Annotated in this window: 13 protein-coding genes and 1 pseudogene; 4 read left to right on the top strand and 10 right to left on the bottom strand. The window is 64.9% G+C overall.

Annotated elements, in window-relative coordinates; all coding sequences use genetic code 11:
* Positions 1 to 71 precede the first annotated feature (71 nt).
* From ACSMFO_RS16395 to ACSMFO_RS16385, 3 genes are all read right to left on the bottom strand, one after another.
* The gene (locus ACSMFO_RS16395; RefSeq protein WP_436459345.1) at positions 72 to 956 is read right to left on the bottom strand and encodes a hypothetical protein; all 885 of its coding nucleotides are present in this window, start codon (positions 954 to 956) and stop codon (positions 72 to 74) included.
* A gap of 71 nt (positions 957 to 1,027) precedes the next feature.
* On the bottom strand, positions 1,028 to 1,642 hold the full coding sequence (locus tag ACSMFO_RS16390) for a hypothetical protein (RefSeq protein WP_436459344.1): 615 nt from the start codon (positions 1,640 to 1,642) through the stop codon (positions 1,028 to 1,030).
* An 8-nt stretch (positions 1,643 to 1,650) separates the two neighbouring features.
* Positions 1,651 to 2,289 carry a methyltransferase gene (locus ACSMFO_RS16385; RefSeq protein ID WP_436459342.1) on the bottom strand — a complete coding sequence of 213 codons (639 nt, stop codon included), beginning with the start codon at positions 2,287 to 2,289 and terminating at the stop codon, positions 1,651 to 1,653.
* A gap of 299 nt (positions 2,290 to 2,588) precedes the next feature.
* Here ACSMFO_RS16385 and ACSMFO_RS16380 point away from each other — a divergent pair, with 299 nt between their 5' ends.
* Positions 2,589 to 2,990: a winged helix-turn-helix transcriptional regulator gene (locus tag ACSMFO_RS16380; protein ID WP_436459340.1), complete on the top strand. Its 402-nt coding sequence runs from the start codon at positions 2,589 to 2,591 to the stop codon at positions 2,988 to 2,990.
* Here the strand turns inward: ACSMFO_RS16380 and ACSMFO_RS16375 are convergent, their stop codons facing one another.
* Both ACSMFO_RS16375 and ACSMFO_RS16370 read right to left on the bottom strand, forming a co-directional pair.
* The gene (locus ACSMFO_RS16375; RefSeq protein WP_436459338.1) at positions 2,991 to 5,657 is read right to left on the bottom strand and encodes an MFS transporter; all 2,667 of its coding nucleotides are present in this window, start codon (positions 5,655 to 5,657) and stop codon (positions 2,991 to 2,993) included.
* Between the two features lie 140 nt (positions 5,658 to 5,797).
* Positions 5,798 to 6,520 (bottom strand): sigma-70 family RNA polymerase sigma factor, encoded by a 723-nt coding sequence (locus ACSMFO_RS16370; protein ID WP_436459336.1) that lies wholly within the window; start codon positions 6,518 to 6,520, stop codon positions 5,798 to 5,800.
* A gap of 1,737 nt (positions 6,521 to 8,257) precedes the next feature.
* Between ACSMFO_RS16370 and ACSMFO_RS16365 the strand changes: the two genes are divergently transcribed.
* The 3 genes and pseudogenes from ACSMFO_RS16365 (at position 8,258) to ACSMFO_RS16355 (ending at position 9,404) form a co-directional block, all read left to right on the top strand.
* Positions 8,258 to 8,617, top strand: a complete 360-nt coding sequence (locus tag ACSMFO_RS16365) for a helix-turn-helix domain-containing protein (RefSeq protein WP_436459334.1) — start codon at positions 8,258 to 8,260, stop codon at positions 8,615 to 8,617.
* A 12-nt stretch (positions 8,618 to 8,629) separates the two neighbouring features.
* Positions 8,630 to 9,121: pseudogene (locus ACSMFO_RS16360) on the top strand (DUF5753 domain-containing protein); the annotation flags it as partial.
* Between the two features lie 43 nt (positions 9,122 to 9,164).
* Positions 9,165 to 9,404, top strand: coding sequence for a DUF397 domain-containing protein (locus ACSMFO_RS16355; RefSeq protein ID WP_072026808.1), 240 nt, complete (start codon positions 9,165 to 9,167; stop codon positions 9,402 to 9,404).
* Positions 9,405 to 9,459: 55 nt separating this feature from the next.
* Here ACSMFO_RS16355 and hisS read toward each other — a convergent pair whose 3' ends face one another.
* The 5 genes from hisS to ACSMFO_RS16330 form a co-directional block, all read right to left on the bottom strand.
* On the bottom strand, positions 9,460 to 10,761 hold the full coding sequence (gene hisS / locus ACSMFO_RS16350) for a histidine--tRNA ligase (RefSeq protein WP_436459333.1): 1,302 nt from the start codon (positions 10,759 to 10,761) through the stop codon (positions 9,460 to 9,462).
* 77 nt (positions 10,762 to 10,838) lie between these two features.
* Complete coding sequence (locus ACSMFO_RS16345) at positions 10,839 to 12,068, bottom strand: hypothetical protein (protein ID WP_436459331.1); 1,230 nt, start codon at positions 12,066 to 12,068, stop codon at positions 10,839 to 10,841.
* Between the two features lie 36 nt (positions 12,069 to 12,104).
* Positions 12,105 to 12,284 (bottom strand): hypothetical protein, encoded by a 180-nt coding sequence (locus ACSMFO_RS16340; protein ID WP_125734574.1) that lies wholly within the window; start codon positions 12,282 to 12,284, stop codon positions 12,105 to 12,107.
* A 112-nt stretch (positions 12,285 to 12,396) separates the two neighbouring features.
* The gene (locus ACSMFO_RS16335; RefSeq protein ID WP_233629702.1) at positions 12,397 to 13,296 is read right to left on the bottom strand and encodes an aminoglycoside phosphotransferase family protein; all 900 of its coding nucleotides are present in this window, start codon (positions 13,294 to 13,296) and stop codon (positions 12,397 to 12,399) included.
* Positions 13,293 to 14,549 carry an XRE family transcriptional regulator gene (locus ACSMFO_RS16330; RefSeq protein ID WP_125734573.1) on the bottom strand — a complete coding sequence of 419 codons (1,257 nt, stop codon included), beginning with the start codon at positions 14,547 to 14,549 and terminating at the stop codon, positions 13,293 to 13,295. The genes ACSMFO_RS16335 and ACSMFO_RS16330 overlap by 4 nt, the downstream gene beginning before the upstream one ends.
* Positions 14,550 to 14,778 lie beyond the last annotated feature (229 nt).

The raw sequence follows: 14,778 nt of genomic DNA, 5'->3' as shown, positions 1-14,778 counted from the left end.
TTCCTTCACAACCCAAGAATTGCGTTCGACGTGCTCAGAACGTCTTGAATACGGTTTCGAGAAGTGCAGTTCTAATTCGCGCGCAAGGCCTGAACCTCGGCGACAGCGAACGTCGCCCTCGCCCGGGACTGCATCAGCGGGAAGTCACCGCCCACCGAACCGGAACCATCCGAGCCGATCCAGCTCACCGACCACTGGATCGCCCACTCCGCGGTGGTCTGATCATTCGGCTGCCCGACCGAGCTGCGGGTGTACACGAAACCGCAATCAGGGCTGGCGGCGTGCAGCCCGAGGGACCGGTCATACGGTGTTCCCGACCCCGAGCAGGACATCGACCCGCCGTACCCCGAGTTGAAGGTCATCCCCGTTGGCGTCGCGGTCACCTCGGCCCACACCGGACCGGCCTGTACCCGCTCGACCGCCGGTTTCCACACGCCGCGATCGGTCCAGATCCAGGTGTTCTCCCCCACGATCGTGGCGGTCCTGCCATCGGGCAACCGCACATCCGGCGAATGCCGAGGAACGGGCAACGGTAACTGCAGCTGCTCGAATGCGCGCGCGGCAAGCTCCGCCGGAGTCGGCAAGGGCGGAGCCGCCGGTCCACCTGAAGCCGCGAGTTCGTCGACCGGCAGCGAGGGGACGCAGCGGATGCCGAACGCACTGCCACCCGGCCGACCAACGCCAGGTGAACCACCCACCCCGAAACCACCGAGCGAACAGCCCGCAGGAAGCCCGTCCGGCGATTCCGGTGCTTTGATCGCACCGCCCGCCCGCCGGTCTTGACCGACCGGCTTCCTTCCCGGGCCACCTGGTCGGACGGGCGCCTGCCCTCGCTGCCGCAGCGCCTCCATGTCGACCTGCGGCGGAGCGACAAGTCCCGACGAGTCGCCCGGCACCACGATGACCTGACCGTCATCGACGGTCGGTGGCACCGCGGCGTTCGCCCGGGGCGGCAAGGCGACAACCGCTCCTCCAATCAGGCAGGCGAGCCCCAATGAGGTCGCCCGCGTGCTGCGTGGCCGGGTCATCAACATGTCCCGCCGGGGAACGCGACCTGGGCGACTCGCCACCGGCCGTCCGTGCTGTCCCGCTTGAGGTCGGCGGCCACTGGATTCCTCGGCACCCCGACAGTTTTCGGGTCGCCGGTCGTGGCATCCGCTTGGCCTGTACGCGAAGCGTCCTGGCAATCAGTCAACTTGGCGGAGGCGCCATCGATCTGGACTGATTGAATCCGTGCTGTGACATCGCCGTAGACCTTGATCCCCGCTTGCTTCTGCGTGCGCATCGCGTTCAGCGTCGTGGTGAGCTGGGGATCCACCGCCACCGTTGCCATCGCGGCCCGCCACGTTTCTTCCGGCTCGTCATCGGTCTGAAGAGTCCGGGACCAGAACGCGGAGTAAGCCGTCTCGACCGCTGCCCGCTCGTCCTGACCCGAAGAAGTCGCCGCTTGAGGCGGAGCGGACAGATTCGGCGACGAGGGCGTTACCTGTCCAGTGCCGCCGCTACAGCCAACCAGCAGAACCACTGCCGATCCGACCAGGGCGAGTGGCAGGGCCACCCGCCGAGTGCCGACTTTGTTCACGATTTCCTCCCCATTGCTGACCACTACCGATACACGAACAGGTCGTCCGGACACGGTCACCGACTTGTCTATGCCACGAGGACGCTCACCAACGCTCCGCCGAGCAGCGACGGCCCCGCGGCGAACGTGGAATTCACGCTCTTGGACGACACCGCGACCACGAGGGCGACCGCTGCGGTCAGTCCGCTGGCGATCAGCAGGCCCCGCAGTAAGCCATCCCATCCGAACCACCCGAGGAACAACGCGAGGGCGCCGTACAGCGCCGTATCGCCTCCTCCGGTGTGGTCGGGCGCGAAGACTTGAACCAGAGACGCGAGACCGAACGCGACCACGGCGGACGCGCAGGCGAAACCGAATCTCGACCAAGCTCCGTCCATGACCGCGATGCCGAAGAAAACCACGGCACAACCGCCTGCCAGCGCCGTCACCATCGGAAACGGAAGTCGTCGGCATCGGAGATCCGTGAGCGCGAGACCAACTCCCAGCGCATAGGCCCAACACCACACCAGCCAGCTCGGCGTCGCGCCCAGCCGAAGCCAGGCGATCCAGCTCGCCGCCACCGTTGCCGCCGACATCGTGGCCGCGACCGCGAACCGTGTACGGGGCCTGGTCACCAGAACCGTGTTCGTCGAGCGCTCCGCAGCGGCAAGCAACGCCGGCCCTGCTGCGAAGCTCCCGACTCCGATTACGTACTCCACGATCGGCACTGTTGGCACTCCCCGGCGAGGTGCGCAAGCACGAGCGAATCGTCATGGCCTCGCCCTCCTTGTCGGTGATGGTGACCGGCCTGGTCCGGAGCAATCGCCGGCTCCGAACCGAGCCGGTCACCTACTTCCGTCCCCGGAGCTAAAACGTCCGGGCCAGTCCGTTCTAGCTGGTCAGCCCCGACTATCTGCAAGGTAAGTACGTACTGAGCCTTGGCTCAGTACGTTGATCTTCACTCGAACAGTGGACATCGGACCGCTTATTTGCACCGGCGCAAGTTCTCTCGTGGTAGGTAGGGGCCGTGACCAATGACTGGGACGTCCCGTACCGCCAAAGCCTGCACGAGGCACTGGCCGTGCTCTCCGGTCAATGGACGGTGGCGGTATTAGCCACGCTCGCGCTGGGCGAGAGGCGCTACAAGGATCTGATGGCGGACGTGAACGGCGTCGAGGAGCGCGTCGGATGGGTGTCGCATCCGAAGCCGGTCACGGACAAGGTTCTGACCGACACTCTTCAACGGGCTCGGGACAACGGGCTTGTCGTTCGCCGTGCTGAGGGAAGCCAGATCGGGGGCAGCGTCTGGTATCGGCTCACTCCCAGCGGCAAGGAGCTTCTGCGTGCCCTGCGGCCGTTGGCGACATGGGCACAGCAGAATCGCAACAGCCTGGCGAAAGACGCCTCCCCCAGCACTGACAAGACTTGATCAAGCAGTCGACGTCATCATGCGAACCTGGTTTCGCCCACCGTCCTTCGCGGCGAACAAGGCCAGATCGGCAGCCAGGAGCACATCCTCGAGACTCTTCCCGGTATCCGGGTATAGGGCGGCTCCGATCGACGCACTGAGCGGGTGCTGATCGCCCGCGGCGTGATCGTGGATCCCGTCGACGCGCAGACCGAAGATCGCCTCGCACGTCCGGTCGGCAACGGCTCTGAGCTCGTCCTGAGTTACGTCGGGAAGAATTACGACAAACTCTTCGCCACCGAACCGACCGCTGCAATCTTCCCCGCCGATACTCTGGAGAACCTGGCCAACGGCGCGAAGTGCTCGATCTCCGGCTTGATGACCGAAGGCGTTGTTGATCCGACGGAAGTGATCAAGGTCGATCATCAGGACACCGACCCTCGTGCCGTTGCGTTCAGCTCGCGCGAACTCAGCTTCAGCGAGGGCATGCCATGCGGTCGAGTTCAACAGGCCGGTCTTCGAGTCGATGGTGGCCGCGTGCTCGAACTGCCGGATCAGGACCGACCTGTGCAGCGCGTACAGCGGCACGAAGATCAGCACCACGAGCGTGGGGTGCATGCTGAGCAAGAGAGCGGTCACGACGCCCATGCACAGCGTCGCGAGTTCAAGCGCGTTCTCGCTAAACGGTCCGAGGAGCCTCGTAGCCGTCCTGTCGAGACGCACGATCGCGATGGTGATCGCGGCGATCAGCGAGTTGACGGTGAAGTACACGATGACGACCGCGGCGCACGCCAGCGCGTCCGAGCCGTCGAACTCGTGCGTCATGGGCGCCAAGTGCATCTGCTTGGCGAGCCATCCAGCCACCTGGCAGGACAGGATCACGTTGGCCGCGTTGAAGGCGAACCTCGAGACGAAGGTCCCGGCCACGCCGCGCGAACAACGGAGCCAGAGGTGGACATAGAGAACGACGGCGAGGACGGCGGCGAGAGACGGGGAGAGGATAAGAGCACCAGCGAGTGTCCATACCGACGAGAAATTGACGTGCGGTGTGTCCGCGAAGCGCCGGCGACGCCGTTCGACGCTGCGCGCCAGCTCGGCCGCGATCACCCCGAAGGCCATGACGAACAGACAGACGCGGACGTCTGCCCACGAGGGCGGATCAAGAGCCGCGCTGACGCCGACGGCCGCGATTGCGGCCATTTCGATGAACACGATGAACGCGCGCGCATACAGAGAGTGAGACCAAACGGACCAGCCTACGCGTCCGATCGGGCTACCGTCATGCGCGCTCTGTGACTTCCCCTGCATACTGACCGCACTTCCGTTCCCTTCGGAGGAGGGGCCGGTCTCCGAAGTCGCCGCTTCCTGGCCGGCGGGACCTCCTCCTTCAGCCGGACGTCCCGGGAGGAGGCCACGATGCGTAACAAGGAAGTCTGATGGTCTTCGTGTCGCCTGATCAGCTTGTGCAGGCTCGTCCTCGGTGATCCTGACGCGTCGGGGACGAGCCATCTTCCAGGCTGCGCCGACGGCGACGACCAGGACCGTGGCCAACACACCTGCGACCGCCACAGTGTATTTCGGCCCGATCAGTTCAGCGACGGCTCCGCCGCCCAGGATCGCAACGCCTTGACCGGCGTAGACGGTGGTGCTGAATCTGCCCATGACAGCGCCGCGCCGGGAATCCGGGACGACCGCGACGATCATGGGCTGCAAACGGATCAGGTAGATCGTCGAGAAGACGCCGGAGAGCGCCCACAACGTGATTGACCAGCCGATTCCCGGCAAGAATGCACAGGCGACAAGCGGTATACCCGCCAGTGCCGCAGGTACGACGACAGCTCGCTGAGTCGGCGTCGCCGGCGAGCTGGTCTTCGCCGCCCACCACGCTCCGATCACGCTGCCGACGGGATCGGCTGCCATCAGCAGACCGATCGCGACCGTGCCCGCTCCGAGAGCTCCCGCATAGGGGGCGGCGAGGCCCTCAGGCACCACGAAGAGCCCGATCAACGCCCCCAAGATGAAGGGCACTGCCAACCTGAAATCGATGCCGCGCCGCTGCGCGGCTGGGTCGACCTCTTCGGCCGCACCCTCCTTCCCCGCCCTGTTTGGCCGAACACCCGCCGCGATGATCAGCGCGCTCAGCCCGAAAGTGACGGCATCGACAACCAGCGCACCTGACGGGCTGAGCACGCCGACAAGAATGCCGCCGAGCCCGAAGCCGGCCACTTGGGCGATCTGGACCGTCATCTGACGAAGCGCTAGACCAGCTTGATAGCGGTCATCGCCCAGCACGTCCGGTAAGAGCGCCAGCTGGGCTGCTTTGAATGGCGCCGAGGCCATGGTCAGTAGACCGACCAACGCCCAAAGCAGCCAGAGCGGCATACCGGGAACGGCCATTGCCGCAGCCAACCCCGCCCGCACGAGATCGGTCAAAACGAGGACACGCTTACGTGGAAACCTGTCGGCTAGCCCAGACAGCAGAAACCCGCCGAGAACAGCAGGAACGAAGGTCAGCGCATAAGTCAGCGCTGTGAGTACAGCCGACGATGTCCGATCGAAGACCAGAACCGCCAGAGCCACCCTCGCGAGTTGATCACCGAGGATCGAAACACCTTCGGCCGACCACAGCGCACGAAACTCGCCGACTCGCAACGAGTCGACAAGGCCCGCCCCTCCCACACGCCGCACTTGGTCCCTCCCCACCGCGCGGTTGTGCCTATCCAGTCGCCTTAACGGCGTCACACGTCTGGACCAGCCACGGTATGCCCGGAGAGTCGCCATCTGGATACCATCAGCGAACTTTCACCCGATCGCAGGCATCCTGTCACTCATCGTGAACGGGGTTGATCGGCTACAAAAGAACCGGCGCCAGCTCGTCTGCCGACGCGGAAGGCACGATTGATTTCGGCCAGTTCCACCGATAGCGAACGGCATGATTCGCAAGATCTGAGATGTTCCTCAACCTGGCTGGCCTCGCGCTTCAGCAAGCCGTCCCGGGTCCATGCCCCAAGGCGTTTAACCGTGGGAGCGCATCGTTTCGCGTTGTCGACAGTCAAATGCGCCTGAAGATAACGTTGACGAAGTCCTTCTCGTGCTCGGCAAGCCAAAGCCGACACACCGTTGGCTGTAAGCCCCAGTTCGGGCGCGATATCCGCAGGCGTCCTACCTTCGATTTCGGTGCGCCAAAGTACGTCCTGCCACCGCTCAGGCAACCGCGCGAACGCCCTGGCCGCAAAGCCTCGCTCCAGTCTGGCCATCGCCGTGTCGTTGAAGGGCACGCTAACCAGCACAGGATCGACTGTCGCCGTGATGTCCTCCGACAGCGCGACTTTCCGATCTCTACGCGTCTTCGTATAGGCGGTGTTACGCAGTGCGGTGAGCAAGTACGTACGAAAAGCGGAGCTCGGGCCCCGGCCAGAACGGATTATCTCGAGCACCTTACTGAACGCCTCGGCCACCAAATCGTCAGCCTCGACGCTCGAACGGGCAAGCTGTCGGGCCAGCTTCCGAGCCGACGTGACATGCCGCTCGAAGAGTTCGCCATACGCCATAATGTCTCCATTCTGGACCGCGACGATCAGCCGAGAGTCGATTCCCTCCGAAACTTCGCCGATCGATACTCGATCTCCCAAGCTGCTCCGGCGCGTACAGCGAACACGCCTACGCCAGCCGCCCTTCTCTCCGTAACAATCAATAAGTTGAATCACTGCCTGCGTACTCCAATTCCGTTCTACGTCAACAAAACCGCGTTCCTGCCTGTCTGCTACCAGGGAGGCGAATCGCCAGGTTCAGCGAGCTCGTGCCGCCGTGGCCCAGATGAGCCCATTAAGGAAACAGCGAAGGCCGGGAAGAGAGCGGCCATAGCGCGCACGCAGCACAGCGGGCACAAGGTGTCCGGGACCGGTGGTCGCTGTTCCCAGATCTCTTCGATCGGAAGTCCGCATAGACCGAAGCACTCGTCGCTCGGCCAGACGACGTGGACGCGACCGGCATAACGGTCCGCGGTCCCGCCTTGTTGGTTGGTGCCCCAAAAAAGCAATGGCTGCGCCTGCGTCTGCTGCATGGTTCACCAAACCCACGCGGTTCGACGGACATGGTGGTGACGCCCAGCTGCCTGAGCCCACGAAATCAGCGAAGGCATCACCGTTGATCTTTCCTTCCATGACGCCGCTTTTCGTGAGCGGGAGAGCGGCATAAGTGGAACCGGTGGCCCGATCCGGGTCGGGGCCACATCGGGCCACCGGAGTTGTCAGGCGCCCGCGTGTGCCGCGGGAGCAGGTCCGTCACCGAGCGGCGGACGTCGCCATCGCTCTTGTGGTGGCGATTACCGCGGACTGTGGCGGGAAGTCGCCTCGCGCCATCGGCTTGCGTTCCCAGCGCCAGAGACCGAGCCGTTCGTCATCCGGAGACGGCAGGAAGATGTGGTCCCCCAAGGGAGCGACGGAGGCACCGAACCGGAGCAAATCGGCGAAGACAGCCTCATTCGGCTTATGGCCGGGCCCGGTGATGAACGTCCACCGCCCGGTATGGGGCCGCTCGATCACAGGTCCTGCGAGCATGCGAACGCGCAGGCCTGCGAGCACTCGGCGACCAAGGTCGTGGGGCATGCTGACCGCGCCGACCAACCCTCCCATCGGAAGGACGATCCGCCGTGCGACGGGATCAACGGCAGCAGGCAGGCAATACTCGTTGCGGCAGAAGGCGCACCGCTCTTCCGGAGTTGAGTCCGAACGTGTCGCTGGGTCTCCAGTGGTCGACGTTGTCACCGCGAACCACCTCCTTCTGCGCAGGGGCGATCAGGGAGCGCGGGTCGCGCTACGGGTTGGAATCCGTGAGTCGTGAATCGCTCGCTGCTGACGGATTGCCGTGGGCTGCGCGGCCGGGCGACGAGGTGCTCGAAACCCCGGGAGGCGAGGGTCGAGTCCGACGTCGTCAGCGGCGCCTCGGGGGCTGGGCGCGATGGCAAATGACGACAGCGCTGAATCCGGCGCTGCTCAGCCACGTACCACCAGCCGACACCGACTCCGACCACGCAGCCCACTAGAAGAAGGAGCGCCACTGCGATCGCCGCCCCAGACCCCCTGGACATTTCAACGGGGGTTTCCAGAGCACTGGGGACGACCGTGGCCTTCGCAGCGGCGATGCTAACTTGTGTACACATCGCGTCGCGCTCCTTCGAGACCTGGTGTTACCTGCTGACGTCTCGACTGTAACTTGTGTACTCAAATTAACTAGGCCACCGAATGAGTGAATTGCGGATACGCTCCGCGACAGGACACCCTGTGGAGGTGAAGGACTCCGTGACGCAACACCTGCAGTTGCCGCCGGCCGTCATGAAGGTCGTTCTCGGCAACCAGCTGGCCAGGCTGCGGGAAGCCGCTGATGCGACGCAAGACGATGCGGCGACGGTCCTGGGGTGCACCCAGCAGAAGATCGCTCATATCGAGAGTGGCAGCGGGATCAAGCTGATCGAGCTCAACGCGCTGCTCGACCGCTATGACGCGAACGAGTCGGACCGGGCCTACGCGCGGGACCTTCAAGCCGAGAGCAACCGCCGAACGAAGCGCGGCGCCTTCAGCACCAGGTTCCGCCAGTACCTGCGACTGCTGGTCGACATGGAACCGAGTTGCACCAGGTACTCCTCATAACAAGCACTCGTCGTCCCAGGTCTCCTGCAGACGGAGGACTACATGCGCACGAACGCGCGTGCCTGGCGGCCTTCGCTGACTCCCGAGGAGATCGACAAGTACGCCACCGATCGGCTGGCGCGGCAACGAGTGCTGGACAACACCGACCAGCAGTTCTGGTTCATCCTCGACGAGGCCGCGCTCCATCGGACCGAAGGCGGTCCGGTCATGAAGGCGCAGATCACGAAGCTCATCGAGACCATCGATCGCCCGAACATCGAACTGCAGATCGTGCCGTTCGCCGCCGGCTACTACATGGGCCAAGGGCACGACTACACCATCTTCGGTTACGACACGAACCCCGCGGTTGACATCATCTATCTCGAGCAACACGACGGCGGCGAGTACGTCGACAACAGCAAACGGACGGCGCGGTACTTGACGCTCTGGGATCACCAGAAGGCAGCTGCCAGTGGGCCAGAGCAGACGCGCCGCACCTTGCTCGACATCGCCTCGTCGTTGTAGCCGGTTGCGGCCTCGTCGAGAACAGAAGGGCACGAGCAGGTAGATGAACATCCAGGACGCTCACAAAGACCACCTCGATACCGATTTCAAGGAGTGGCACAAGTCCCCCCTGAGCAATCCGCCGGACAACCAGTGCGTCGAGATCTCGATCACCAAGGACGCCGTGGGCCTCAGGGACAGTCGGAACCCGGACGGCTTCGTGCTGGTCTTCGATCACGGAGAGTGGGAGGCGTTCGTCGGGGGCGTGGCCAACGGAAGCTTCCGCCTGCCGAGGCCAAGCTGACAGCCGACCGCAGATCCGCGGAGAACGGGCCTCGTACGGCCCGTTCTCCGACGACCTACGGCTTCGACGCCATCCCTTCCGCGAGGTTCGCGGCGACGTCGGCGAACGTGACCTGGCTCTGCTCGCCGGACTCCATGTCCCGCACGGTCACCGTCCCCCGTTCCTGCTCGTCCGGGCCGTAGAGCAGGACCCAGCGGGCACGCTGCTCGTTGGCCCACTTCATCTGCTTCGCCAGCTTGCCGGAGGAGCCGAGGTAGACGGCCGTACGCAGGCCGCGGGCGCGGAGCTGGCCGGCCAAGCTCACGATCTCGCGTTCCGCGCCGAGGACGGTCAGGGCGACGTCGAGGCCCTGTTCCGTCGGCGCTTCGGCCTCCTGGATCGCGAGGATGCGTTCCAGGCCGATCGAACCGCCGCAGGCCGGCATGTCCGGCCCGCCGAGTTTGGCGACCAGCTCGTCGTAGCGGCCCCCTGACGCGATCGAACCAGGGTACCCCGCTGCGGAGACTTCCCAGATGGGACCGGTGTAGTAGTCCAAGCCACGCACCATGCGCGGGGTGAACCGGACACGGCCAGCCGGGAGCTCCTCGGTCAAGGCGAGCAAGCGGTCGACCTCGGCCAGACCGGCGCGACCGCGCTCGGTGGTGCCAAGCTGCTCGCGCACCCGCTCGCTGTCCGGGGCGATCACGTCAGCGACCAAACTTTCAGCGATGGTCGTGGTCAGACCGCGCTCGGCCAACTCGGCGACCACAACCTCCGGAGCGGCCTTGTCCAGCTTGTCCAGTGAGCCGAGCACGCGCGTGCCCAGCTCGTCCGGGATGCCGTAGGCCTCCAGCAGGCCGGCCAGGGCCAGCCGGGAGTTGAGCTGGAAAACGAACTGCTTGACGCCGAGCGCCTCGAGTCCGCTGTTGATCGCCCACACGATCTCGGCGTCTGCCAACGGAGACGCCGAACCGAAGATGTCGATGTCGCATTGGACGAACTCGCGGAAGCGCCCGCGGGCGGCGCGATCCGCCCTCCACACATTGTCGATGACGTACCGCTTGAACGGCAACGACAATCGGCTCCCATGAGTGACCACCGCGCGGACGGCCGGGACGGTGTGGTCATAGCGCAAGGCCAGGTCGGCTTCTCCGGTGGCCTCGTGGACACCGCGCTTGAGGATCTTGAAGATGAGGCTGCTCGCCTCCTCCCCGAGTTTCCCGGCGAAGACCTCGAGCCGCTCGAACACAGGTGTGGTCAAGGGCTGGAAACCATGATGCTCGAAGATCGTGCTCACCCGGTCGAACGCGAGCTTCCGGCGACGAACCTCGTCGCCCACGAAGTCGCGGGTACCTGATGGTGGCTCGACCTTCGCCATGAACCAGCCCTTCACACGTAGTGGGTTGAATGGTCATTCTGGCCGAACACCCGACCTGGTGACGGGACCGGCCCCAGTCAGGATGCTTCGTGCCAGTCCCCGAAGAACTCCTGCAGCAGACCGAGCACCTGCCGCTCGCCGTCCTCGTCGCTGAGACCGGTCCGCATCAGCGGCGTGCCCTCGATCGGGTTCAGCGGTTCCCAGCCCCCGACGTCGTTCATGAGCTTCGAGACTCCCTTGAGCAGGGACAACGATAGTTGCGGGTTGAGCGCGTCCAGCGCGTGCGCCAGGACGTAAATCGCCGACCGCTGCGGCGTCGTGGAGTCCACCCGCTCTCGGTAGTTGCTCGCGCTGTAGCGCGGATAGCAGGCGTCCAGCAGGTACTTCGGGATCTCCCACAGCGGGAACAAGCAGTCCACCGCGCCCATCCGCCGGACCGGATAAGGGAGAGGCTTACGGCCGTTGAACAGACAGAACAGGAGCTCGGCCGTCAGGTCCTCCCGGTTGTAGCCGACCGCCAGAGAGCGGGCTCCTCTATCCGTGCACAGGCGCCGTCCGACCAGGTTCACGAAGAACGTCCCGAAGAAGTGCACGGTGTCCGGGCCGAAATCCCTCCTGAACGACTCCCACAACTCGGCCGGGGACTTCGTCATGCCGAGGAGATCCGCCATGTCCTGGGCGTACAGGACCACGTGCTCGAACCCCGCGCCCTCGCACAGCTCTCGAGCACGATCGACCGCGGACTCCGGCCACAAAGGCTCCATCGCCAGCGTGAAGCAGACGACGTTCCCGGCTGGCTGCCCGGTCGCGGAAACGAACTGCTTGAGTCCGTTGACCAAGGTATTGCTGTCCCCGCCGCCGGAGATCCCGGCCAGGATCGGTCCGGTGACTTCGTACTGGGCAAGGAAGTGCCCGATCCTGCTCGCCACCATCTCCCGCAACGTGGTTTCGTCGACAAGATGCGCCCGCGCCATCGGCTCGTGGCTGCCCACGTCGAGATCAGGCAGTGCCACAACCGGACTCTCGTCGCGGGCTACGAGTTCGACCTGAGGAGCTCGAAGCGTGGTGATGTCGGTGTTCCGGATGCACCGCAGAACTACCCGGTGAGCCGCCGGCACCTCGTTCAGCACCGTCGTCATCGGCGTCGGCCGCAATCCCTCTTGATCGTCGACGACATAGGCTTGAAACAACGACGGCGGCAACTGGTTCGCCAACAGCATGTCCGCCAGCGACCAGGCCTCAGGTGGCTTGAGGGACCGCGGGCCGGCCGTGAACTCCAAGCTGACACGTTGCTGATCACTGGTCATCAGAAGAACGTCCTTCCAGCTCGCGGTCCCATCGCCTTACAGGTGCGCGGTCAGCGCGACCGGCGTCAAGAACTCCTCGAGGCGCGACGGCGTCATCCGATCCAGGCCGTTCCGGACGGGAACCGTCTCGGCAACCAGGGCCGCCAACTCGGCGACCTCGAGCCGCTCGTCCGACGCGGCGACCTTCTCCGGCTGGGTAACAAGGGGTACGGACACAGCAGGACCTCCAATGGGCTCGGGAAATACTCGGCCCCATCGAAGGTAGTGAGGCGATCACCACCTGTGAACACTGCGCAGTTGAAGCGAAATCAGCACTCGGTTCGGAGACTTACGGCAGAGCACGCCAGCCGGACCAGGGGCGCTCTCCGTGCTTGCCCTGCAGACACTCGAGACGCCATACCGCCTGCTCCTGTGCCGCGCGATCCTGCGCTGCGACTTGCACTGCCATACACGTCATCCGGAACTCGCGGATGTCTCTGAAGAGCTCGAAGCCGCCCCACTGACTCACATCATGTCCATAGGTGGTACAGAAATCGTCGTACTCTTCCCGGCTTATCCAAGCGAAGGAACGATACTTAATCGCCGTGTGCACGAGGTCCCATTCAGGCGGACCGATCGCGGCCCGCTCGAGGTCGAGGAAGACGACGCGATCATCAGCGGTCGACACGACGTTGCCCACCCAGGCGTCACCGTGAACGACACACCATGGCAAGCCGTCTGGACGCCGGTCCCAGCGGTCCTTCAGCTCTCCGAGCAAGTCCCGCATCCAGTCCTGGTCCGACGAGGTGAGCGTCGTTGCCCGGTCGATTCGCTCGGCGAGCCTCACGAAGGGCTGAATCTCTGAGAGCTCGAAGGTTCGGGGCGGGTCGGCATCATGGAGCCGCCGGAGCGCCTTGGCGACTTCTACGGGTGTCCCGTGCTTGTGCGGCGGCAGTTCTCGCCAGAACGTCACCGCGTGGCCATCCACGACAACGGGCTGGTCTACCGGGCCGGCAAGCTCGACAGCGGGGATCTGCGCCTCCCTCAGCCATCGAGCGACCTCGACCTCCTTACGAGCTGAGGCGACCTGGCCGGTACGGGCGATTCGGGCGATCAGGCCCTGCGCGACGCTGATGATCGCGTTCTCGCCAAGACGGATGACCGAGGCGTTCGACGAATCGAGCCCTGCGGCCGCACAGACGCGCCCCAGGATGTTCAGGACGTCCTGTTCGTCAGTCAGCTCGGTCACGCGACCCCGAGCCGATCACCGATTCCATTTTGAAGCTCAGCCACTTCGGATACTCGGCGGTGATCGTTCGCGAAGGTGCGCAGTTCCCGCAGATCGTCGGCAGCTCGTCTCGAAGTGATCGTGCCCGCCTCCTTCAAGGCCCGCGCTCCGATCTGGGCCGCTTCGACGGGGTCACCCGCGCGCATTGTCAGCGAGGCCAGCTTGATCCCGGAGATGGTGCGTGACCGCGCGTACGGCTGAGAATGGCCAGCGACAGCTAGGGCGAGGCGATCGCGTGCTTCGCCGACGAAGCGCCCGTCGACGGCGAGATCGAACAGCGCGTGCCCGGTGTCGCCGGCATGCTGCGCTTCGTCGTAGTACCGCATCCAGACAGGGTCGTTGTCAGGCGAGGCCTTCGCAAACTGCTCATCCGCGAGGCCCACTGTCGTCACCGCGTCGGAGACCCGGTGGAGCTTGGCGAGCGCTCGGGCGCGTGCGGTCAGCAGCATGGCCCGTTCGGACGCAGTGAGTCTGTCGGCGCGGACCATCGCCAGCTCGACCAGCGTCAACCCGGCGTCGGGGTTCCCACACCAAATCTCCTGCCTGGCCATACTGGACAACACCTTCGCGCGAAGGTGCCAGTCGTTGGCCTCCTCGGCACAGCCCAGAGCGAACTCGAACATCCGGCGCGCATCGTCGTGGGCGTAGGCATCGAACGCCATGAAGGCCGCGGCGTGTCCCAGGAATCCGACGGCCGAGTGCAGGTCGGCGTGGAGCCGATCGCTGCATCGCGCGTTCAGAAGTCCGGCGGAGTACCGCAGCTGAGCCGCGACGGCTTCACGGACCAGGCCACCACCGTACGTATGGTCCCAAGTGCCGAAGAGTTGCGCGGCTGTCCGGACCTGCTCGATCTCCCATTGACCGACGACCGACGGAACCGGTGTCGGCTGGCGCGTCAGCAGCGCCTCGCCCAGCGGGGCCACCACGGCTCCGGCCGTGACCCCCAGAGCGGCACGCAAGAAGTCGGAGCGCTTCACGGTGTCCAGGCTAGCCACCCTCGACCGCGACCGACGAAGGCCCAGTTCGGCGTCCGTTGCGACGCCGAGCACGGCGCGGAGCCCCGCTCGGTAGTCCGCCTGCGGCCACCTGATCGCCCCGCGTTCCAGCTTTCCGATGTAGTTGCCGTCGAGCTCGATCGTCCGGTTCAGATGGTCGTGAACCCAGGCGTTGACCTGCTCGGCAAGCTCGGCCCGGGTCAGGGCTTCGCCTGGCACGTGTGCCGATTCGGTCCGCGTTCGAAGTTGCCGAAGTTGATCATTCGGTCCTGACACAACCGCCTCCCCGCACTGCTCTTCACTCGCGATAATCGCATAGTAACGGGCCCATTACTCCTCCGAACTCTCCCTGTAAACCTCCCTCAATCCTCCCCTTGACATCCCAGAGATCCGGCATTCCGCCAGGTGACGGCGCGAATCCAGGGTGGACATATGACCACTCCGAGGA

This window comes from Amycolatopsis sp. w19 (assembly GCF_051373225.1).
GTDB lineage: Bacteria > Actinomycetota > Actinomycetes > Mycobacteriales > Pseudonocardiaceae > Amycolatopsis > Amycolatopsis japonica.
The sequence above is the reverse complement of the archived record's forward strand: the minus strand, read 5'-3'. Positions and strand labels throughout refer to the sequence as shown.